At 38.3% G+C, this 21247-nt stretch carries 19 protein-coding genes and 1 tRNA gene; 12 read left to right on the top strand and 8 right to left on the bottom strand.

Features of this window, described 5'->3' with window-relative positions; translation table 11 throughout:
* Nucleotides 1–137: 137 nt before the first annotated feature.
* Nucleotides 138–1481, top strand: a complete 1344-nt coding sequence (gene mgtE / locus OXPF_RS17865; protein ID WP_054876585.1) for a magnesium transporter — start codon at nt 138–140, stop codon at nt 1479–1481.
* Nucleotides 1482–1732: 251 nt separating this feature from the next.
* Nucleotides 1733–5245 (top strand): pyruvate:ferredoxin (flavodoxin) oxidoreductase, encoded by a 3513-nt coding sequence (gene nifJ, locus OXPF_RS17860; RefSeq protein ID WP_054876584.1) that lies wholly within the window; start codon nt 1733–1735, stop codon nt 5243–5245.
* A gap of 36 nt (nt 5246–5281) precedes the next feature.
* On the opposite strand, the gene OXPF_RS17855 is transcribed toward nifJ, so the two are convergent.
* Together OXPF_RS17855 and OXPF_RS22640 are read right to left on the bottom strand one after the other, a co-directional pair.
* Nucleotides 5282–6184: a radical SAM protein gene (locus OXPF_RS17855; protein ID WP_054876583.1), complete on the bottom strand. Its 903-nt coding sequence runs from the start codon at nt 6182–6184 to the stop codon at nt 5282–5284.
* Nucleotides 6185–6332: 148 nt separating this feature from the next.
* Complete coding sequence (locus OXPF_RS22640) at nt 6333–6500, bottom strand: hypothetical protein (RefSeq protein ID WP_160317262.1); 168 nt, start codon at nt 6498–6500, stop codon at nt 6333–6335.
* 216 nt (nt 6501–6716) lie between these two features.
* Between OXPF_RS22640 and OXPF_RS17850 the strand changes: the two genes are divergently transcribed.
* Complete coding sequence (locus OXPF_RS17850; RefSeq protein ID WP_054876582.1) at nt 6717–7025, top strand: hypothetical protein; 309 nt, start codon at nt 6717–6719, stop codon at nt 7023–7025.
* A gap of 76 nt (nt 7026–7101) precedes the next feature.
* Here OXPF_RS17850 and OXPF_RS17845 read toward each other — a convergent pair whose 3' ends face one another.
* Both OXPF_RS17845 and OXPF_RS17840 read right to left on the bottom strand, forming a co-directional pair.
* Complete coding sequence (locus OXPF_RS17845; protein ID WP_054876581.1) at nt 7102–7416, bottom strand: YmaF family protein; 315 nt, start codon at nt 7414–7416, stop codon at nt 7102–7104.
* A gap of 91 nt (nt 7417–7507) precedes the next feature.
* Nucleotides 7508–8566, bottom strand: a complete 1059-nt coding sequence (locus tag OXPF_RS17840) for a YkvI family membrane protein (RefSeq protein ID WP_054876580.1) — start codon at nt 8564–8566, stop codon at nt 7508–7510.
* A 298-nt stretch (nt 8567–8864) separates the two neighbouring features.
* Between OXPF_RS17840 and galU the strand changes: the two genes are divergently transcribed.
* The 5 genes from galU to OXPF_RS17815 all read left to right on the top strand — a co-directional run bounded on the left by galU (nt 8865) and on the right by OXPF_RS17815 (nt 13644).
* Nucleotides 8865–9743 carry a UTP--glucose-1-phosphate uridylyltransferase GalU gene (galU, locus tag OXPF_RS17835; RefSeq protein ID WP_054876579.1) on the top strand — a complete coding sequence of 293 codons (879 nt, stop codon included), beginning with the start codon at nt 8865–8867 and terminating at the stop codon, nt 9741–9743.
* Between the two features lie 110 nt (nt 9744–9853).
* Nucleotides 9854–10864: a hypothetical protein gene (locus OXPF_RS17830; protein ID WP_054876578.1), complete on the top strand. Its 1011-nt coding sequence runs from the start codon at nt 9854–9856 to the stop codon at nt 10862–10864.
* A 178-nt stretch (nt 10865–11042) separates the two neighbouring features.
* A complete protein-coding gene (locus tag OXPF_RS17825) occupies nt 11043–12293 on the top strand; it encodes an adenosylhomocysteinase (RefSeq protein ID WP_054876577.1) in 1251 nt (416 codons plus the stop codon).
* A gap of 11 nt (nt 12294–12304) precedes the next feature.
* The gene (locus tag OXPF_RS17820) at nt 12305–12757 is read left to right on the top strand and encodes a VanZ family protein (protein WP_054876576.1); all 453 of its coding nucleotides are present in this window, start codon (nt 12305–12307) and stop codon (nt 12755–12757) included.
* Nucleotides 12758–12828: 71 nt separating this feature from the next.
* Nucleotides 12829–13644, top strand: a complete 816-nt coding sequence (locus OXPF_RS17815) for a hypothetical protein (protein WP_054876575.1) — start codon at nt 12829–12831, stop codon at nt 13642–13644.
* A gap of 23 nt (nt 13645–13667) precedes the next feature.
* Here OXPF_RS17815 and OXPF_RS17810 read toward each other — a convergent pair whose 3' ends face one another.
* Both OXPF_RS17810 and sigI read right to left on the bottom strand, forming a co-directional pair.
* Nucleotides 13668–14972, bottom strand: coding sequence for an anti-sigma factor domain-containing protein (locus OXPF_RS17810; protein ID WP_054876574.1), 1305 nt, complete (start codon nt 14970–14972; stop codon nt 13668–13670).
* Nucleotides 14972–15685, bottom strand: a complete 714-nt coding sequence (sigI, locus tag OXPF_RS17805; protein WP_054876573.1) for an RNA polymerase sigma-I factor — start codon at nt 15683–15685, stop codon at nt 14972–14974. Before sigI ends, OXPF_RS17810 begins: the two co-directional genes overlap by 1 nt.
* Nucleotides 15686–15960: 275 nt before the next feature.
* Here sigI and OXPF_RS17800 point away from each other — a divergent pair, with 275 nt between their 5' ends.
* Nucleotides 15961–16146, top strand: coding sequence for a hypothetical protein (locus tag OXPF_RS17800; RefSeq protein ID WP_054876572.1), 186 nt, complete (start codon nt 15961–15963; stop codon nt 16144–16146).
* A gap of 65 nt (nt 16147–16211) precedes the next feature.
* Here OXPF_RS17800 and OXPF_RS17795 read toward each other — a convergent pair whose 3' ends face one another.
* The gene (locus OXPF_RS17795; protein WP_054876571.1) at nt 16212–17384 is read right to left on the bottom strand and encodes a class I SAM-dependent rRNA methyltransferase; all 1173 of its coding nucleotides are present in this window, start codon (nt 17382–17384) and stop codon (nt 16212–16214) included.
* Nucleotides 17385–17444: 60 nt separating this feature from the next.
* Nucleotides 17445–19052 carry a M20/M25/M40 family metallo-hydrolase gene (locus tag OXPF_RS17790; protein ID WP_054876570.1) on the bottom strand — a complete coding sequence of 536 codons (1608 nt, stop codon included), beginning with the start codon at nt 19050–19052 and terminating at the stop codon, nt 17445–17447.
* A gap of 131 nt (nt 19053–19183) precedes the next feature.
* Between OXPF_RS17790 and OXPF_RS22190 the strand changes: the two genes are divergently transcribed.
* From OXPF_RS22190 to OXPF_RS17775, 3 genes are all read left to right on the top strand, one after another.
* Nucleotides 19184–19507: a hypothetical protein gene (locus OXPF_RS22190; protein WP_054876569.1), complete on the top strand. Its 324-nt coding sequence runs from the start codon at nt 19184–19186 to the stop codon at nt 19505–19507.
* A gap of 44 nt (nt 19508–19551) precedes the next feature.
* Nucleotides 19552–19627 (top strand) — tRNA-Pro (locus tag OXPF_RS17780).
* 173 nt (nt 19628–19800) lie between these two features.
* Nucleotides 19801–21183: a hypothetical protein gene (locus OXPF_RS17775; protein ID WP_054876568.1), complete on the top strand. Its 1383-nt coding sequence runs from the start codon at nt 19801–19803 to the stop codon at nt 21181–21183.
* The last annotated feature ends 64 nt before the right edge of the window (nt 21184–21247 follow it).

The raw sequence follows: 21247 nt of genomic DNA, 5'->3' as shown, positions 1-21247 counted from the left end.
TTTTATATTTGCGAGGTGGTATGTGAATGGATTCAGGCCCTAGTCATAATAAATTTAAAAAAATAAATAATAATGAAGAGGCAGGAATCATTCATAGCTGATGTTAGATTATGCCTCTTTAGCTGAGGAGGTATAATATGCCATTTGAAATTGCTGAAGATGAACTAATTGAAATTTTACTTAAATCCTCAAGGGAAGAAATCGCTTTATTATTAGAAGACGTCCATCCTGAAGATTTGCTGGATGTCATAAGGCAATATGGTGGTGATAAATCCGAAATTTTAAAGAAGCTTCCTGAAGAAATGCTGGTAAACCTGGTAGACCAGGCGGAGGATGAGGAAAAGGTTGAGCTTTTAAACCTTCTTCCTGAGGAAAATAAGGAACTGGTTATAAATGAAATGTCCTCTGACGAATTGGTAGACCTGCTTGGTTCGGTGACTCCCGACGAGGCTCTGGATATATTGGATAAGATAGATGATGAAGAAGCATTGGAGGTTAAGGAACTTTTAAGCTATGAATCGGATTCCGCCGGCGGTATAATGGCTACGGAGTTTATATCCGTAAAGGAGGCCATGACAATAGGCGAGACTTTGAGCTATCTACAAAAAGAAGCCCCCGATGCTGAGACGGCTTATTATATATATGTAGTTGATGAGGAGGAGCATTTAAAAGGTGTTGTGTCCTTAAGGGATATAGTAATAAACAGGTTTGACGTAAAAGTTTCCGAGATTATGCATGAGAATATCATAAGAGTGCCTGTCACAATGGACCAGGAGGAGGCAGGCCATCTCTTTGAAAAGTATGGTTTTATGACTATGCCTGTCGTGGATGAAAATGATGTGATGCTTGGAATAATCACTGTAGACGATATCATGGAGGTATTGAGGGATGAGAATACCGAGGATATTTACCGCCTGGCAGGTCTTCAGGAAGGCGAGATAGTTACCGGTTCTGTTTCTGAATCGGTAAAAAAGAGGCTGCCCTGGCTTTTTGTCAATCTTTGTACTGCCCTTTTGGCGGCATACACAGTCAGTTTATTTGAAGGAACCATAAATAAAGTAGTTACTTTAGCTGCATTCATGCCCATTGTGGCAGGAATGGGGGGCAACACGGGAACCCAGACTCTCACATTGATTGTAAGGGGAATTGCACTGGGAGAGTTGACCTATGAAAATTCAGTACGGGTGCTCATAAAAGAAATTATGGTAGGTATAAGCATGGGTGTTTCCGTAGGCATAGCTGCCTCCCTTTTAGGCTATTTCTGGGAGGGCAATGCCGTGTTTGGCCTGGTAATCGGATGTGCCATGCTTCTTAACATGACAGTAGCCACCTTTGCCGGTTTCATGGTGCCCATGGCATTGAAAAAACTGAACATAGACCCGGCATTGGCATCGTCAGTATTCGTCACCACCGCCACCGACGTTCTAGGCTTTTTCTTCTTCTTAGGCTTAGCCACAGCATGTATATCCTATCTGATATAAAGACGGAGAAAAGGGACGGTTCACTCCAAACTGTTGTTTAAACCTTAACTTTTGATGAACCATCCCCAACATCCTAGCCTCTGTTATATAAAAATATGTACTGTTATAATACTATTTTGATATCTTCAAACTGAGGTATACATTCTAAACTTGGTTTGTGATATAATGTACCGAGATAAAGTGTAAAATTGTACATATTGTACCCTTATGTAGGGATACAAACTAAAATGGAATTTGGGAGGAGAGTTTATATGGCAAAAGTCATGAAGTCAATGGACGGTAATGGGGCAGCTTCTCACGTAGCATATGCATTTACTGATGTAGCTGCTATATATCCTATAACCCCGTCTTCAAACATGGCTGAAAATGTGGATGATTGGTCAGCTCATGGAAAGAAAAATGTATTCGGTCAGACTGTAAAGGTTGTTGAGATGCAGTCCGAGGCAGGAGCGGCAGGAGCTGTTCACGGTTCATTATCGGCGGGCGCATTAACTACGACATTTACGGCATCACAAGGTCTTTTATTAATGATACCCAATATGTATAAAATAGCAGGCGAGCTGCTTCCCGGGGTATTTCACGTAAGTGCCCGTGCCGTCGCTGGACATGCCTTGTCCATCTTTGGTGACCACTCAGACGTTATGGCATGCAGACAGACAGGTTTTGCACTTCTTGCGTCCGGCAGTGTGCAGGAAGTTATAGATATAGGCGGTATAGCTCATCTTGCAGCTATTAAGGCAAAGGTTCCATTTTTGCATTTTTTTGACGGATTCAGGACTTCCCATGAAATACAAAAAATCGAGACCATGGATTATGAAGACTTAAAAAGGCTCATTGATTATGATGCATTGAATGATTTCAGGAGCAGATCAATAAACCCTGAGCATCCCGTGGTAAAAGGAACAGCACAAAATCCTGATATATTCTTCCAAGCAAAGGAAGCCTCAAATAAATTCTATGACGCAATACCCGACATAGTTGAAAACTATATGAGAGAAATTCAAAAGATCACAGGAAGGGAATATCATCCCTTCAATTATTACGGAGATCCAGATGCTGAAAACATCATAGTTGCCATGGGTTCGGTATGCGATACAATTGAAGAGGTCATAGATTATTTAATGGCAAAGGGAGAAAAGGTGGGAGTATTAAAAGTACATCTATACAGGCCTTTCTCAGCTAAGTATTTCTTCAATGTCCTTCCAAAGTCGGTAAAGAAAATAGCTGTTTTGGACAGATGCAAAGAGCCCGGCTCATTAGGCGAACCCTTATATGAAGATGTCCGCACATTATTCTTTGACCACGATGTAAAACCCGTTATTGTAGGCGGACGCTACGGCTTAGGTTCAAAGGATACAACTCCTGCCCAGGTAATTTCTATATTTGAAAATTTAAAAGAAAAAGCTCCTAAAAACAGATTCACTGTAGGCATAGTTGATGACGTTACCAACCTCTCATTACCTGTAGGTGATAATATAAATACAACTCCGGCAGGCACAATACAGTGCAAATTCTGGGGACTTGGCTCCGACGGCACTGTCGGCGCAAACAAAAGCGCCATAAAAATAATAGGCGACAATACCGACATGTATGCACAGGCATATTTTGCCTATGATTCAAAAAAATCCGGCGGTGTCACCATATCCCACTTAAGATTCGGAAGTAAGGAAATCAAATCTCCTTATCTTATTAATCAGGCGGATTTCATAGCCTGCCATAACCAGTCTTACGTGTATAACTATAATGTTTTGGAAGGCCTTAAAAAAGGCGGCATATTCCTCTTAAATACAATCTGGACACCCGAGGAATTAGAGGAAAAGCTTCCTTCATACATGAAAAAATTCATAGCTCAAAATGATATAAACTTCTATACGCTTAATGCTGTAAAAATTGCTTCAGAAGTAGGTCTTGGCGGAAGGATAAACATGATAATGCAATCTGCCTTCTTTAAGCTTGCCAATGTTATACCTGTTGATGAAGCGCTGCAGCATATGAAAAACGACGTTGTAAAAATGTACGGCAAAAAAGGTGACAATGTAGTTAAAATGAACCATCAAGCCATTGATCTTGGCGTTAATGCACTTACTAAAATAGATGTACCTCAATCTTGGGTAAATAGCGCTGCAGTTGACGAAGCAGCTGCAGCAAAAGAAATTCCAGCATTTATTAAAGACGTAGTTATTCCAATGAACAGACAGGAAGGCGACAAACTGCCTGTAAGCGCTTTTGTCGGAAGAGAAGACGGGCATTTCCCAATGGGAACATCAGCCTATGAAAAACGCGGTATTGCAGTGGATGTCCCCTGCTGGGATAAGGATAACTGCATACAGTGCAACCAGTGCTCCTATGTATGTCCTCATGCAGCCATAAGGCCTTTCCTTTTAGATGCTGATGAAGCTTCAAGGGCACCAAAGGACTTTGAAACCATCGAAGCTAAGGGATTAAAGGAGAAGGGACTGCAGTTCAGAATTCAGGTAAGTCCCCTTGATTGCGCCGGCTGCGGAAGTTGTGCCAATGTATGTCCTGCAAAGCAAAAAGCCCTTGTCTTAAAGCCCCTTGAAGAACAGGCGGAGGTTCAGGGCAGCAATTGGGATTTTGCAATGACTGTTAAGGCAAAGGAAAAAGTGGCCGAGGTTGGAACCGTTAAAGGAAGCCAGTTTGTAAAGCCGCTGTTGGAATTCTCAGGTGCTTGTGCCGGTTGCGGTGAGACTCCCTATGCCAAGCTTGTAACCCAGTTATTCGGAGACAGGATGATGATAGCAAACGCTACAGGCTGTTCCTCCATATGGGGAGCCAGCGCACCTTCAACTCCTTATACCGTAAATGCAGAAGGCAAAGGCCCGGCCTGGGCGAACTCATTGTTTGAAGACAATGCCGAATACGGATACGGAATGTTCTTAGGCGTCAAGCAGATGAGAGAAAGGCTCGCTGACCTTGCAAAAGAAGCCTTAAACCTTAATGTATCCGATGAATTAAAGGCTGCATTAAACGAATGGCTGTCAGGGGTGAACAATGGATTGGAATCAAAGGCAGCGACAAAAAAACTGCTTCCGTTGCTTGAAAAATATAAAGATTTAAACGTTATAAAAGAGATAATGGATAAGAAAGATTATTTAGTAAAGAAATCCCAGTGGATATTCGGCGGAGACGGCTGGGCATACGATATCGGCTACGGTGGATTGGACCATGTATTAGCTTCCGGTGAAAATGTCAATATACTTGTATTTGATACCGAAGTCTATTCAAATACCGGCGGACAGTCATCAAAATCCACACCTACAGCTGCCATTGCTAAATTCGCAGCTTCGGGCAAAAAGGTCAAGAAGAAGGATTTAGGCGCCATTGCCATGACATATGGGTACGTATATGTTGCACAGGTTGCAATGGGTGCAAACATGAACCAGACCATAAAGGCATTGGCCGAAGCCGAAGCCTATGACGGCCCTTCAATTGTAATTGCCTATGCTCCATGTATCAACCACGGATTAAAGGTAGGTATGGGCAAGAGCATAGAAGAAGAAAAGAAAGCTGTTGAATCGGGATACTGGCATCTTTACAGATATAATCCCAATTTGACCGAAGAGGGCAAAAACCCCTTCAGCTTTGATAGCAAAGAACCAACAGCATCTTTCAGAGACTTCCTTATGGGTGAAGTTCGTTATTCATCCCTTCTTAAGGAATTCCCCGATGCAGCCGAAGCTTTATTTGCAAAGGCTGAAAAGGATGCAAAAGACAGATACGAATATTATAAGAAGTTAATCTAAATAAAAAAGCGAGAAAGACTTAAGGATTTCTCGCTTTCATATTCCTTCAAAATCAAATTCCGGCGTATATATATTATCGGCCGAGTCCATATCCTGTATAAAACCGTTGACTAAGCCTAATGAAAGGCAATAATCAACAAGCCAGTCATAGGATTTTTGAGAGACCTTTTTATTTATTTCGGGAAACTCACCGGCTCTGTGCATGGGCACATACTGGCACATCAAGCTTATATAAATATCATGGGGCAAATTATCTGCAATCCAGTCAAGGATTATTCTGGATTCTGAAAGCTGTCCCGGGAGAAGCAAATGGCGTATCATAAGGCCTCTTTTTATGAGGTCTCCGCTGAATTCCGGACTCCCTACCTGCCTGTACATTTCGAGAAGTCCTTGGGAGGCATGGTGAAAATAGTTGGGAGCATTGGAATATTTGATTGCATATTTATCCGAATAATATTTAATATCCGGAAGGTACACATCTACAAGGCCATCAAGATATTTAAGCATATCCTTGTTTTCATAGCCGTTGGAATTGTATATTACAGGGATTAAAAGGCCATTGCTCTTGGAAAGTTCAAGGCTTTTAACTATCTGTGGCATATATTGTACGGGAGATACTAAATTTATATTGTCAGCCCCCTGGCTTTGAAGCTTTAAAAATATATCTGCCAATTGTTCTGAAGTGATAATCTTACCCTTATCCTGCTGGCTTATATCGAAATTTTGGCAAAATACACAGGAAAGATTGCAGCCGGAAAAAAAGACAGCTCCCGAACCATTGCCGCCGCTTATAATGGGTTCTTCCCATTTATGCAGCATGGCCTTTGCTGCTTTAATATCCGCCCCTGCTCTGCAATATCCTAAGTTTCCTTTTAATCTGTCAGTATTACATTTCCTGGGACATAATTTACATTGTGATAATAGCTCTGGTATTTCCATGCTCTGCACCCTCTTATGGAATTTCATAGAAATATAAGGTATATTCGATTACAGACAAAGTTTTGAAATATAATATATTTTGGAAAATAAGTGGATAATAAATCATAATGTGGATAATTCTGGGGATTGTGTGTATAATTCCATCAAATTATAAGAATGCCATGAAATTAAAGCCGTAATTAAGCACAGACAGAATAAACCAAAGGGCAACACCAAGTATTACCAACTTTATAAGGCAGCCTGTGACTTTAAAAAAAATCTTCAAGGCAATTATAAAGACTACAAGTGCAACTATAAGTGATACTATCTGATCCATTGCATTGACCTCCTTTTTTTTAACAGTATAATTATATTATAATAATTAGTCCATAGAAGTTAAATAAATATTAATTCATGAATGAATTACATTTGAGTCATTTACTTGTCTAAGTATAAGCGTAAACTAAAAATGTTGTCTATAAATATATGTAGTACGTAAAAAACAATCAGTATATAATTATTGCAATAGAATATGTGCTGGGAGGTTTAATGGATGGCTGATTTTAAGGCATACATTAAAGATGAAGAAATAATGTTTGATGGTCCTGAGGATAAAATCGAGACCTTTTCACAATTCTTAGAGGAGATGGAAGATGCAACTGACACAGCTGCTTGCGACTGCACATCTAACGATAAGGTGAGACAGGTGATAGAAAGTTATTTTCCCGATTATGTGGATGAAATTATGGAATTATTAGAAGACAATGACGGGGTGTGCGACTGCGAAATAGGCAGTTCATCCATGGCTCAAAACAGCGTAATAAAAAAGCTGGGGCATTATATGGATATACAGGAATTATAGCGAAGAGGCGGGACAGTTCATTCCAGTTACTCATTTATGCTTAAAGAATTATTGGAATGAACTGTCCCCTATACTATTACTCATTATCTTCAATATCCGTTATGCCTCTGTAGTAATGGGAGTGGTCATCATCTATGGAAGTGACGCCATAAAAATAATGATAGTGGCCGTAGCCGCAGGCCGCGGGAATTGCCGGCCCGGTATAATAGCATATCTTGTGTCTGTGATGCTCACTTTTGGAAGTCTCCCCTTCAAAGAAATGTATATGATTATATGAATCCCCGTTGAACAGGGGCTTTTGAGTTTCTAAATCCTTAATTTTATGTCCATGGTCACAAAAAAATTCCGCGTTCCCATTCATATAATGCTCATGCTTGCTGTAATCTGACATAAAACCATCTCCTCATAATGGGTTTTCTACAATATAATATGCATGGGATGCAGTAATGTGTAATATGCGGAATATTCTATATAAGAATTTTTTATTTTTTATTATAAAAATTTTTAAAATACAGCCTGATAAGACAAATTATATAAAAAGTGCTTACAAAACCAAAAGCCGGATACAGCAATTTTATTAGGTTTTCAAAGCCTAATTTGGTAAAGGGAAAGGCAGCCGCCAATATCAAGACCACAGACAGTTTATAATTTATATTAAAATTATAATTCATCTTTTTTGCAATACTGTATACGTTGGCCACCTCCGTCGAGAACATTTCAAACCATATGACAACTGAAAGAGCAGTTGATACAACTACTCCGAATTTTTTTGCGGTGTAGAGCATGGGTATTGAAAAATTAAAAATATGGGGAATGTTTAATATAAGGACGATATTTATCGTAAAGGTTAAAACCATGAGGAGAAATGCCCCCATTATAACTCCTGAAAAAACCTTAGGAGATTTTTTTATGTCCTTTGTTATGGGAGCCAAAACTCCCGTGGCGAAGAGCAAATTAAAGGATGTATAGAGGATAGTTGATACAAGCCAGTTATTCTTCATAATAGGAGCATGTATAACATCATATACTATGCTGTAGGATACCGACCTATTTATGATGGATAATACGGCAATTACGGTAATTATGACTATCATACAGGGAACGATGATTGAGTTTATAAAAATAAGCCCGTCTGTTGAGTAAAATACTATTACAGCAGTGAATATGGCCATAGCCAAAACTCCTGCAATATGAGGAAGTCCTAAATGCTCAAGGAAAATGGAGCCGCTCCCTGCAAGTATTATGCATGTACCACCGAAAATAAAAAACGTGGTTAAAAAATCTATTACACTTCCTAAAGTTTTGCCGCAGCATAAATAAATAAGGTCCCTGTATGTAACGGAGTTGAATTTATATGCTATTTCCATGGTCATAACGCCGATGATGATATAAAGCATTCCGCAAAGCAGTATTCCAGCTATGCTCCACGCGCCGTATTTAGTAAAAAACTGAACTATTTCCTGGCCGGATGCCAGCCCGGCCCCTACTACGGTGCCGACGAAAACAAAGGCGATTTTTAAAGAATCAATTATATTTTTCATTAAACCTCTCTTAAATAAAAATAATCTAATAATATATTACAATTGAGTATGGAAAATTATGTATTAATTGATTATTATAATATTATCACACTAAAAACTGATAAATTCTAAAAAGGTTTTCGACAATCAACGTGAAATTACTTATTTACAGACTTAAGGGTATAATAAAATTTGGTATATATGTGATATAATGATTTCAAATGGAATAGCCATTTGAAATGATATTGACATAAATTTTATGCAGTAAATTCTGACATGAATTTTGTGCGGTAAAATTCATGAATTATGGAGGGGCAAAATGAAAGTTAAAAAAGCGGTCATACCTGCAGCAGGATTAGGCACAAGATTTCTTCCGGCGACAAAAGCACAGCCCAAGGAAATGCTTCCTATAGTTGATAAACCCACAATACAGTACATAATTGAAGAAGCGGTAGCTTCCGGAGTTGAGGAAATACTCATTATAACCGGAAGAAATAAAAGGGCTATAGAAGACCATTTTGACAAGTCCATTGAGCTTGAAATGGAGCTAAAAACCAAGAAAAAGGATGATTTATTAGGGCTTGTTGAGAAGATATCCAACATGGCAAATATATATTATATAAGGCAAAAAGAGCCAAGGGGGTTAGGACATGCAGTTTTGTGCGCCAAAAATTTCGTTGGCAACGAACCCTTCGCAGTCATGCTGGGAGATGACGTTGTAGACTCCGAAGTGCCTTGTTTAAAACAGATGATTAACATATATAATGAATATAAGACTACAGTTTTGGGAGTCCAAGAAGTAAAAAGAGAAGATGTGAATAAATACGGAATAGTTGCACCCAGGCCCATCGAAGAAAGGGTTTATAAGGTAAAGGATTTGGTGGAAAAGCCAGAGGTTGAGGATGCTCCTTCAAACATTGCAATACTCGGAAGATACATAATAACGCCTCAGATATTCGATATACTGGAAAACACAAAGCCTGGGGCAGGAGGAGAAATACAGCTTACGGATGCATTGAAGGAGCTTTTAAAAAATGAAGCAATGTATGCATATAATTTCTCCGGCCGTAGATACGATGTAGGAGATAAATTGGGATTTTTGCAGGCTACCGTTGAATTTGCCTTAAAAAGGGAAGATTTGAAGGAAGACTTTATAAAATATCTCAATAACCTGAGACATATAAAAGAAGAAATTTAAGAATAATATAAAGAGAGGGACTTTATATAAAAATAAAGTTCCTCTTATGATTTTGTCTTTTGGTTTTATTTTTTTATATGGTGGAATAATAGCTTTAAGGAGGGAGCCATATGAAAAAATTTCTTCACATAATAATTTCATTTTTATTGATATTATGCCTTATATCCTGCACTCAGCGAAAGGCTCAGCCCAAGGATGAGGACAATGCAGCACAAAAAACAGAAGAGAAGGAGGATAAACCCGATAAAAAGGAAGGTGAAATCCTTCTTCATAATTATGCGAGGGCTTTGATATTAAAGGATGAAAAAATAGTTCAGTTTTATACCGATGGAATGAAACAAAGCAGAGCTAATTTTTCTCCTTCATCCAATCCACATCCAAACGGATATATAATAGATTCTGTTGAAGAAAAAGAGGGTAAGCTTGAAGGCAAGATGGTAATAACCGTCGTTTATACAGGCCAGCCTTATTTCTCCTCCGATGAAAGCAAAGTTACTATTGTAAAAGAAAAAGGGATGTATTTAATAGATAAAATAGAAAAATCAAAAACCGTTGAGCTGATTGAAAAGGGCAATATACTACATTTGATTGAGGAAGGAGCTATAAAGGGTACTGAAATTTTAAGGATTGACGAACTGCCCAGGTTTGCAGTTCCACAGGGGGCATCACCGGATCATAAATACAATATAGGCAATGAAAAATTCGGGCCGGTGGCATTGGATGCAAAAATGAAGATGGCGGCAGTTTCAACTGTGGGGGAATACCCAGCTCTTCTCATAGTCGATATAGAAAAAAAGCAGGTAAAACCCATAGATATTTATTTTGAAGGCAATGTTGAGACAATCAGCTGGAGCCAGGACGGAAAATATTTAGCTTCAGAGAATTCCAATAAGGACGGAAGAAGGTTCTTAAACATTTATGACGTTGAAAAGGAAAAAATGGTGGATGACCCTATGAAGGATGCCTTCAAATCACAAATTTTCTCCGTAAACAACCCTTATTGGATATCTGGAAGCGACCTCATATTTAACATAGAAGGTACCAATCTTTCCCTGGATGAGCAGAAAAAGGCAGGAGCTTATAAATTCGATGTGAAAAATGTAAGCCTTACCAAATTTTAAACATTTCATATGAAACCTTAGTAAAAAATATTCATACTAAGGTTTTAATATTTATTATGGCTTTTATGTGATATTATGCTAATATAGAGGGCATAAATTAATGGGGCATTGACATATAAATCGATCTGTTAATAAACTATAATATAAAGGGTATTAATTAATAAGGAGAGAAATGTATATGAAACCAAGTATTATAAGGGACATTAAAAAATCTGAGTCAGGCCATAGAAAAATTGAATGGGTAAAAGGCTACATGCCTGTACTTTCTGCCATAGAGCAGGAATTTTTATCTGAAAAGCCTTTTTTAAATAAGAGAATTGTAATGTCTATACATCTTGAGGCAAAAACAGCTTATCTTGCAAAGGTATTAAAGTCAGGGGGAGCTGAAGTGTCTATAACGGGAAGCAATCCCCTATCCACCCAGGATGATGTTGCTGCAGCATTAGTTGAAGATGGTCTTAATGTTTACAGCTGGTATAACTCCACAGATGAGGAATATAACGAGCATTTAAACGCAGCCCTTGATATAAATCCCCATATTGTTATTGACGACGGAGGAGATCTGGTCCATTTGCTTCACAGCACAAGAAAGGACCTTATAAAGGATGTTATAGGAGGCTGTGAAGAAACAACTACAGGTGTATTAAGGCTTAGGTCCCGTGAGAGGGAAGGCTTACTGAGCTTTCCTATGATATCCGTTAATGATGCCTTTTGCAAATACCTTTTCGATAACAGATACGGAACAGGCCAGTCGGTATGGGACGGCATTATGAGGACTACCAATTTAATCGTAGCAGGAAAAAACGTTGTGGTCTTAGGATATGGATGGTGCGGAAAAGGTGTGGCAATGAAAGCCAAGGGCTTAGGTGCCAATGTAATAGTTTGTGAGGTGGATCCCATAAAGGCAATTGAAGCTTATATGGACGGCTTCAGAGTTATGCCTTCCATTGAAGCAGCAAAGATAGGAGATATGTTTGTTACTGTGACAGGCTGCAGTAAAGTCCTGACGGAAGAGCATTATGCGGTTATGAAAAACGGGGCGGTAATGGCTAATGCCGGACATTTTGACGTTGAAGTATGGAAGCCGGATTTAGAGGCCGCAGCTACGGAAAAAAAGGTCATGAGAAACAATATCATGGGATATGTCATGGGAGACGGAAGGATATTAAATCTTTTAGCTGAAGGAAGATTGGTTAATCTGGCAGCGGGAGACGGACATCCGGCTGAAATAATGGATATGAGCTTTGCATTGCAGGCCTTATGCGCAAAGCACATAAATGAAAAGAGTGCAGCTCTTCGAAATAAAGTTTACAATGTGCCTGATGAGATTGATAAAAAGGTCGCTTATATGAAATTAAAGGCCATGAATATAGGCATTGACAGCCTTACAAAAGAGCAGGAAGAATACCTGAAGGGCTGGGGAGAATAAAAACAATTGCTATGAAAATCAATAGGTATTTGATTTTAACAATAATATGGATGATAATAATATTTCTTTTCTCGGCACAAAGAGGAGAAATATCCGACATGAACAACTCCTTTTTAATTGAGGTGCTCCTGAAACTGGGTATGGCTGATTTTTTAAATATCATATCCCTGGATAAAGCAAATATTATTATAAGAAAGTCTGCCCATTTTTTTGAGTATCTCATATTAGGTGCTTTGATTTTTAAAACTTTAAAAAGCTATTGCCTTAAAAATTTAAGCCTTATTACCTTATGCTCAGGAGTTTTATATGCCGCATCCGATGAAATTCATCAATATTTCGTATCGGGAAGGACGGCGGCATTGAAGGATGTATTAATTGATTCCTTAGGGTTAGCCGCCGGGATAATGGTCATTAAAATTATAGAAAGATTTAAAGGAAATCATGGAAGAACCATTGTGCTATGAGCTTATTTAATGTCATAGTGAAAAGTTAAGCCTCATATATATAAATTAAAATCATAAGGGGGCTCCCTTAAATGAAAAGATTCCTGATTTTATTTATTATAGCAGCTTATCTTTTCACAGCCTGCAAGCCGGACAAGTATAATGAAGTAAATGACCAGCAAAGAATTGAATTTTTATCCCAATATAATATAACAATTGATGCCAAACGCCCTTACTACAGTTCCGATGTTACAGTTCCAAAGGTTTTGGATACAACCTGGAAGATAAGAGATATTTTTGCTAAGGACTTATTTAATACTGGAATTTCAAAACTTGGTGGCAGAAAAGGCAAATTATACAGCTACCCTGTAGAAAAGCTGCCATATGATGTTACTAAAAGAACGGCCGTTGAGACAAAGGCTTATATAATTTGTATAGATGGGGATATAATATGCTCCTATATTGATTTTATATCAGAGCTTCAGGCTACCCCGCCCGTATCTTTAAGGGGTAAGTCCTTGGTTGATATTTCAGGAGTTGAATGGGGTAAATGGAAAAGCGAAATTGACAGCGATGATGACAAAAGGTTGGTAATATGGCAGTATTATGAGGCGTTAAGGCTTGGGAACTACGAAAATGCCTATCTCTTTATATATGATAAAGAAAATATAACAATAGAGGACTTTACTCAAGCTGCGGCGGCAAATGCACTTCCTATTATCGACTTTTTGGATATGCAGCAGCATAAAGAGCCTGCAGGGGATGAATGCTACTTTCTGGTTAATGCTATGATAGGCAATCCAAAGAGCGGAGAAAAAAAGAGATATGAGATATTAATCGATTTGAAAAAAGATGCAGAGGGAAAAGAATACAGCGGATGGAAAATCTATAAAACTAAAATAAAGTAAGGATGGGTTTTGCCCATCCTACTCTATCTTTTTGATCTGATTTTGTTATTATCCTGACCGTAATTTTTGGTATTATAGTTATTGTTGTCATATATATTATTATATTTTGGCGTGTCGGTCTTTAAAGTATTCGGCACATTGTAGTTTGGCATATATCCCGGCATGTTTGGCCATGTGTTTTTAGGTGCCTCAGCCGGCTTGTAAAAGTTCAATGGCGACTGGTATGTGCTTTTGTCATTTTTATTATTGTTGTTGCTGTCCTTGGTTCTGCTGTTTTTGCTGTTGCTATTATCCTTTTTATTGTTATTATTGATTTTGGTGTCTTTCTTTTCATCCTGCATGGTTTTCTTAGCATCATTACTTTCGGTCTTCTTGTCAATCTGGTTATCCTTTTTATCCGTCGATTTTGAATCGGCTTCCTTTTTATCAGTCGGGTACATGCCCCAGCCATAGAAGGGATATCTGTTATTGTCATAAAATTTTCCGTAAGGATTCTGATTACTATATGAACCTGAGCTGGAATATTTGCTGTAATCCCGATTATATGGATTATATTTGTTAACTTGAGCTTTATTATCTGCAATCCTTGGAACCGCAGTAATATCTGCTTTATCCTGTATGTTTTTGCCTTGAACCTGATTTGCTGTTTTTGCATCAGCTTTAACGTTTGAATCAATAGCTTTCGCAGGTGTTGGTGACGGTTTTTTCGAAGCTGTGCTTTGATTTTTAGTTTCGTTAGAGCTTTTTCTTTCAGTATTGGTCACTTTTATCGATGCGTCAAGATTAACCTTAGATGCCGCATTTTCAGCACATTGAGCCAGTTTTTCCTCAGAAATGTTCACTTTATTGTCTTTTACTTTAATGAGGCTTATTTCTATATTTGTTACCTCTTCATTTCCTATATATCCTTTATCCTTCGCTCCGGTTATGACACTGTCCAAAGCTTCGGTTATATCTTTGTTCTTAATGTCTATATGTGTTAAAAGTTCTGCTGCATCGTCATTTAATGCAATTACCTCCTGAACCTTGTTGAATCTGTTAATTCCCATTTCAATGCTGGGATTCATGTCTACATCGATATATGCTACAGTAGCATATGCTTCTTTAAAATACACAAATGGAGTAAATACAAGAAAAAGTGCGGCCGCAAGGCTTGCGAATTTGATTAAATTAAACTTTCTGGTGGTAATGACTGCTGATGTGATTTCTTCGCCTGTTTTAAAAGGAGAGATGGGCTTTTTAACTTTGAGGAATTCCCCATCCCTGGTCATTATTATTGCATCGCTGCTGCTTACATCCATTACTATTCCTGTTGCAACCCTCCCCATTATATCACCACCCTTTCATTTCCAAAGTCAATATATTCTTTAAGATATAAATATTCATCAGAGCTTGCTATAATAAGCAAGGCTATTAAATATCTCCTCCACTGCTCCAAAAACTTTCTTTTAACTCCGGTAAGTTCGATCACCTCTTTAATTGAGAGCATTTTATTCTTCTTAAGATAGCGTATTATTTCTTTGTTTTGCCCGCATTTTGCAGCTATTTCAAACAGCATTTTTCTGGTGTCTCTGTGTTTGGGACAGCTGACGGTTAAATCGGCCATGGATAATCCATATTGAGACAACTCTTCATTAAAAAGCCTGATCTCGATTCCTCTCTCCTCTGCTGCGTTGGTTATGGAATACCTGTCTTGCGCCTCCTTTGCCTCGATGAGATTTAAGTGTTCGTCATCCATGGCACTCAAGGACAGGCTGGACGCGTTATTCTTTCGAAAAAAATCGATCAACCGGCTTCTCATAAGCATTATGCAGAAAGAAGTGAACTCAGTACCTCTATTAGGATCATAACTGTCTATCGCTTCATTAAAAGCCATCAAGGCTATGCTAAGCTCATCATCGTTGGACCAGTCAAGATTGCGTTTGCATATGTATGAAGCTATACGCCGAATGAAACCCTTATTTGAATCTATAAAATCATCTCTTAAGCCATCATAGCCCTGCTTAATCATGATTAATGTATTTATATCAATAGAGTCCATTGTTTTACCTCCTGCTGTACAAAATAATACGCAAACTTATGTATTTTTTGTAGGGTAAAATGAAAAGATATTAATAGCATGTTTTAATTATAAGTTAGCTGTATTATGGTGTCATTAGACAAAATATTACATCGCAATATAATTCATTATTGCAAAATGATTGCATTGCAATCATTATATCATAAAAGTTACTCCGTAACTTTAAACCTGAATATGCTGCTAAGGCAGCATATAACGAAAACAGAATAAACAAATTGAGATGGTGAAGGGATAATATGCAGAACACTAAAAAAGTAGTAGTGAACTTCAGACAGGAAAAAATAAAGCTTATGCTAAAACACGCAGTTTCAAAGGTAAAGCAAAGCATGCAAATTATCTTCGGCAGCAACAGTAAGCCCGTGAAAAATAAGAACAAGAATATGAAAAAATATAACGGAGTAAAGGGACACAAAAAAGGGTGAAATCACCCTTTTATATTTTTATGGACAATCTGTTTACCCTAAACAAATATTACCTGGGAAATAATTTATAGTATTTGAAGAACTATAAACTTTAAATAATGGGTTTCCCCCGAGCTCCACAGTATGGGATGGTCTTTGGCCTGAGAGCGGTATTCTACCTGCCTTAAAGTTTTTCTTGCATCTGTCGCCGCATCAAAAATCACTTGGCGGAATAAATCGGGAGTCATATGCTGACTGCAGGAAGCTGTAACTAAAAAGCCTCCCTTTTTTATGATTTTCATAGCCCGCAAATTTATATCCTTATATCCTCTGTAAGCCCCTTCGATAGCAGCCCTGCTTTTTGTAAAGGCGGGAGGATCAAGGATGACAACATCATATTTCTCGTTGTTTTCCTGAAGTTCTCTTAGCTTGTCAAAGGCATTCACTGCTTCAAATTTGCATACATCCGAAAGATTGTTAAGCTCTGCGTTTTTCCTGGCGAAGTCAACGGCATGCTCTGAAATATCAATGCCAAGGACCTCTTTTGCACCATAGAAGCCTGCATGCAATGAAAAAGAGCCGGTATGGCAAAAGCAGTCTAAAACCTTGGCGCCTTTTACTATGTCCTTAATAGCTGCACGGTTTTCTTTCTGGTCCAAAAAATACCCCGTCTTTTGTCCATTTTCAATATCAACGTAAAAATTTACTCCATTTTCATTTATTTTTACCATGGTATCAAAGGCTTCGGACAAAAACCCCTTTTTCATTTCAAGGCCTTCTAATTGCCTTACAGGGACATCGTTTCTCTCATATATGCCTTTTGGCTTAATTATCTCATTTAAAATTTTTATGATGGTATCCTTATGTAGGTCAATGCCTAAAGCCAGGGTTTGAACAACCAGACAATCGCCGAACTTATCCACTATAAGGGCAGGAAGCAAATCCGCCTCGGCAAAAACCACCCTGCAGCAATTTATATCCGACACTTTCTTTCTGTATTCCCAGGCAGAAGATATCCTTCTTCTGAAAAAATCCTCGTCTATTTCTTCGTTTTTATCTCTGGTTAAGATTCTCACCAGTATCTGGCTTTTAGGATTTATGTAGCCTTTGCCTATAAACCTTCCCTTGAAATTTACAACTTCAACTATGCCTCCCGGTACATATTCACCTTCAATAGCATTCACTTCATTTGCATAAACCCAAGGGTGGCCGCTCTCAATCCTTTTTTGCCTACCCTTATCTATAATTACTTTTGCCATAAATTCTCCTCCAAAGATTTACAAAAGAAATATTTTCTTTTTAGAATATTATACCCACTTCTATTTTAAAAACTCTTTGACTGCACATAAAACAAGGTGGGGAGTTACCTTAAACGAATAAGGCATATTAAGCCTTTCAGTATATTTGTGGACATCTTTACCCATTACCCCTATATTTATTCCGCCGATATTGATATTATTAAGGGCGGTTATAGGAAGGGTATAGGATACATCCATTACAGGCATATTTGATTTTAAGGTGAAGTAGTTGTACGGATTATCAAATCCCAAATAGCTTAAATCGCACAGCCCGGGGAAAAAGTCCCTGTGGATGAGATCTTCGCTAAACTCTTCATTGGACATATCTATAAGCTTTTTGCTTATATCCAATATGTTTTTGAAATCATTATCTGCCTTTCTATGAGGATAATAGGGCGGGGCTAAGGATACTACAATGACTGGCCGGAGCTCCGGAATGCATTTTAGCATGTCAGAAATTATATGAGACGTCATATCCCTTGTATCCATTCCCGTATCTTTATATTTTTCCTTTATGATTTCAACGCTTATTCCCTTTTTTTCAATCATACTTAAAAGTTCTTCATAGAATAATATGGTAGGCTTTATATTTAAACCTGCCTTTTTGTGTTTAGTCAGCTCTGCGTATTTTATTTCATGTGACTGCATCTTTTCTATGCTTAATTCAAAAGCCTTATGGCATAGGGCTTTCACCTTCGACAGCACCTCTTCAGGCGTAGAGTTAAGGGTAAAATAATTATAATAAGCATAGGAAAAATTAGGTGTTGAAACCGAATACAAGGATTTTAAATCCTGCTGCTTTAAGCATACGGGGGGAGGGGCGGTATACCCTTCATAAGTATCGCAAAGATCTAAATTTGCCTCCATAAGGGAAGTTGTCATGGAGCTCAATAAACTTGCGCTTATGCCGTTAAAGGGCTCGCCGCAGTGAGTCTCCAGTCCCGCAAAGAAAATAAAGGGCAGAAGCTTTCCTATGGTGCCTGTATATATGTATTTGTTATCATCATCGGGATGCTCGGGGAAATATGGCTCGCAATTTATGACACCTTTAATTTCATAACCTTCATCCTTTAACTCTGACAGATAATTTACGGCGGAGAGCATTCCAGCAGAGGAATTCTCCTCATCAGGCACCGTCAGCAATAAAATGCCGCCGTCAAGCTCTATGTTATTTTCATAAAGATATCTCATAATCTCAATATGTATGGCAAGGCCGCATTTCATGTCCATGGTACCCCGGCCAAAGAGCCAGTCATCTGTGTCTAAATCATCCTTGGCTTTTTGGGGCAATGCCTCATATTTAAGCCTGTCTGTATATTCAAGAGGGGTGTAGGCATATTCTTTTAAATTGCCGAATTCCTCAATGCCTACCACATCAAAATGGCTTAAAAGCACAGTCAGTTTTTTGGAATTCCCCATTTTTAACATGGCAGTTATATATTTTCTTTCAAAGGGATCATTTTTTATATCATGGAGAATAAGGTTTTCATTATGCTTTTTAAAATATCCTATCTCGGAGATTATGGAGTAAATCTCCCGGGCGGCTAAAGTTTCTTCAACGGTTCCCGAGGTACTTTTAATATTACACAGCCGATTGAGCGTATTTAATATATTTGATGATAAGTCCATGGCTTTTCCTCCCTGTAAAAAAGAATACATAAACATCTGTTTATGGGAAAAATATAAGTTAAGGCGATATTTACGATTGCCTATATAATTATAAACTACATTGTGTAAATATAAAACAGGAGGAATTTTATATGTGGAAATTCTGGCAGCTAGGACTTTTATATCTTGCGGTGATAGCCATATCATACCTGATATTCAGGTATACATTAAGCGGTGAGTGGAGGCATAACATATGGGAAAAATATGTTCATTCATTTTCCATGTTTGTGATGATACTCTTTGTTGTAACGGCAGCCGTAAATATCGGCACCTATTTAATACTCTTTAGAATGGGCTACAAGCACTATGTAAATATAGTAGCTCCCGCACTGGCCTCAGTCATCATAGGCTTTACCATTGCCAGCGTCCCTCAAAGAGGCGTGGGCGATAAATCCACGGGAAAGATAAGTAAATAAGGCATTGAAAACTGCAATCAAAAGCATTATAATATAATGGTATTCGGGGTGTGGCGCAGATGGTAGCGCGCTTGGTTCGGGACCAAGAGGCCGCAGGTTCAAATCCTGTCACTCCGACCATTTTATGCCGTCAACTTTTGTCGACGGCTTTTTGCTTTTTTATACGGAATTGCTGGTGGCAAGTCCTATAAGAGCCTCCTGAGGGAAATAATGAGTGACAGGTTCAAGGAAGATTGGTATAATTAGTAAATAAAATTATTAATATGCTGTGCTATACAGAAGAAGGGAACAATATGCGCAAAGCACTAGTTGATAATGCCACCCTTACAGCACTCCAAAGGCTAAGTGGAGATATTTTAGTAAAAAATAAATACGATCTAGATGGAGATATTCTTGCAATGGAAAGCCTGCTTCAGGCCATTCTATTTTTTGACGAAGTGTATTATTTAGATGATTACAAATCTGAATTCAAGCAGAATCGACACGAACATTTTTCTGGACTTCAGCCTATCCAAATAGATGAAGAAACTCAGAATATTTTCTCACAGGAAACTCTGCAACAGGTACAATCAATTGTTCCACATGTGACCGCTGGTTCGTTTACAGATGGTGACTTTAGACCGTTTTTCGATATGTTAAAAATGAACATATGGTATGTTTGGAATATACAGTCCAGTGTTTTCTATTTAACACAAAAGCTATTGGCTGATGCGAGTGGTGTGGAAATAAACAAGTATAGTGCGTTATCTGCAATGATCTTCTCTGAGCTGAAAGACAATACCCAACGTGATGAAATTCCTGATAAACGACCTGTTTTATTAGGCTCTGATGGGAATCCAATTACGAGTCAAGATAAAATAACTAAGCAGGTGACTACTTTCTTCGCTGGATTAAATTGGTTAGCATATCGCTCAATTTATTATACCATCATTTCTAATCAGTTTGGTTTGGATTTGTTCCTACACCCTATACGTCAAGCCTTTCAAGTAAACTATCTCAGAAAAACTTGTCTGCCAGGCTCGTTGCAATTTCGTCCACTTATTGATGCCCTGACAAACACAACCACAAATACTATGGCTCAGATTTATTGCGCAATAAATCCATCTATTTCTTCTTACCCCATTCCGATCTTTTCTGCGTATATTTCTTCAAAAAGTTTGCATACGGGTATTAACGCGTTGGATATAGCCTATCATATTCGAGAAGAAAATATGTTTGTTGAAGCGCGTAGGCAACTCGACACACTTGAGCAGTTGTACATTGACGGACGCGAGAAAAAGTTTTTGCGTGAGGTAAATCAGCTTCAAAGAGACTTATTTAATCAAATGCGTCGTATTCGAGAAAAATATAATGTATCTACCCCGCAAGGATCTCTTGTGACAAATATGATTTCCTTCTGGGACACATCATGTTTATTAACGGGCTTACCTAATCTTGGAGGAGATACGGGTATTGCAAATATTATTTCTTTAATACATGATATTCGCCCACGTGGTGGCTTTGCTGCTGTATATAAATCAATTCTGTCAGACTTGACAAATATACAAATGCTGGGTCACTTTCATGAACTGATTACTAGAAATGTACATTATGATCGGGAGGCTCAGTATCATCCCATAAAGGTGCAGGACCCGGCATATAAGAAAGCACATAGTTGGTGGAGTATGCCTATGTAATTCTCTATGCAATAAGTAATACTGCTTGCTGATTGCCTGTAAACCATTGATATTACTGTGATTT

Source organism: Oxobacter pfennigii, from assembly GCF_001317355.1.
Classification (GTDB): Bacteria; Bacillota; Clostridia; order Clostridiales; family Oxobacteraceae; genus Oxobacter; species Oxobacter pfennigii.
The sequence above is the reverse complement of the archived record's forward strand: the minus strand, read 5'-3'. Positions and strand labels throughout refer to the sequence as shown.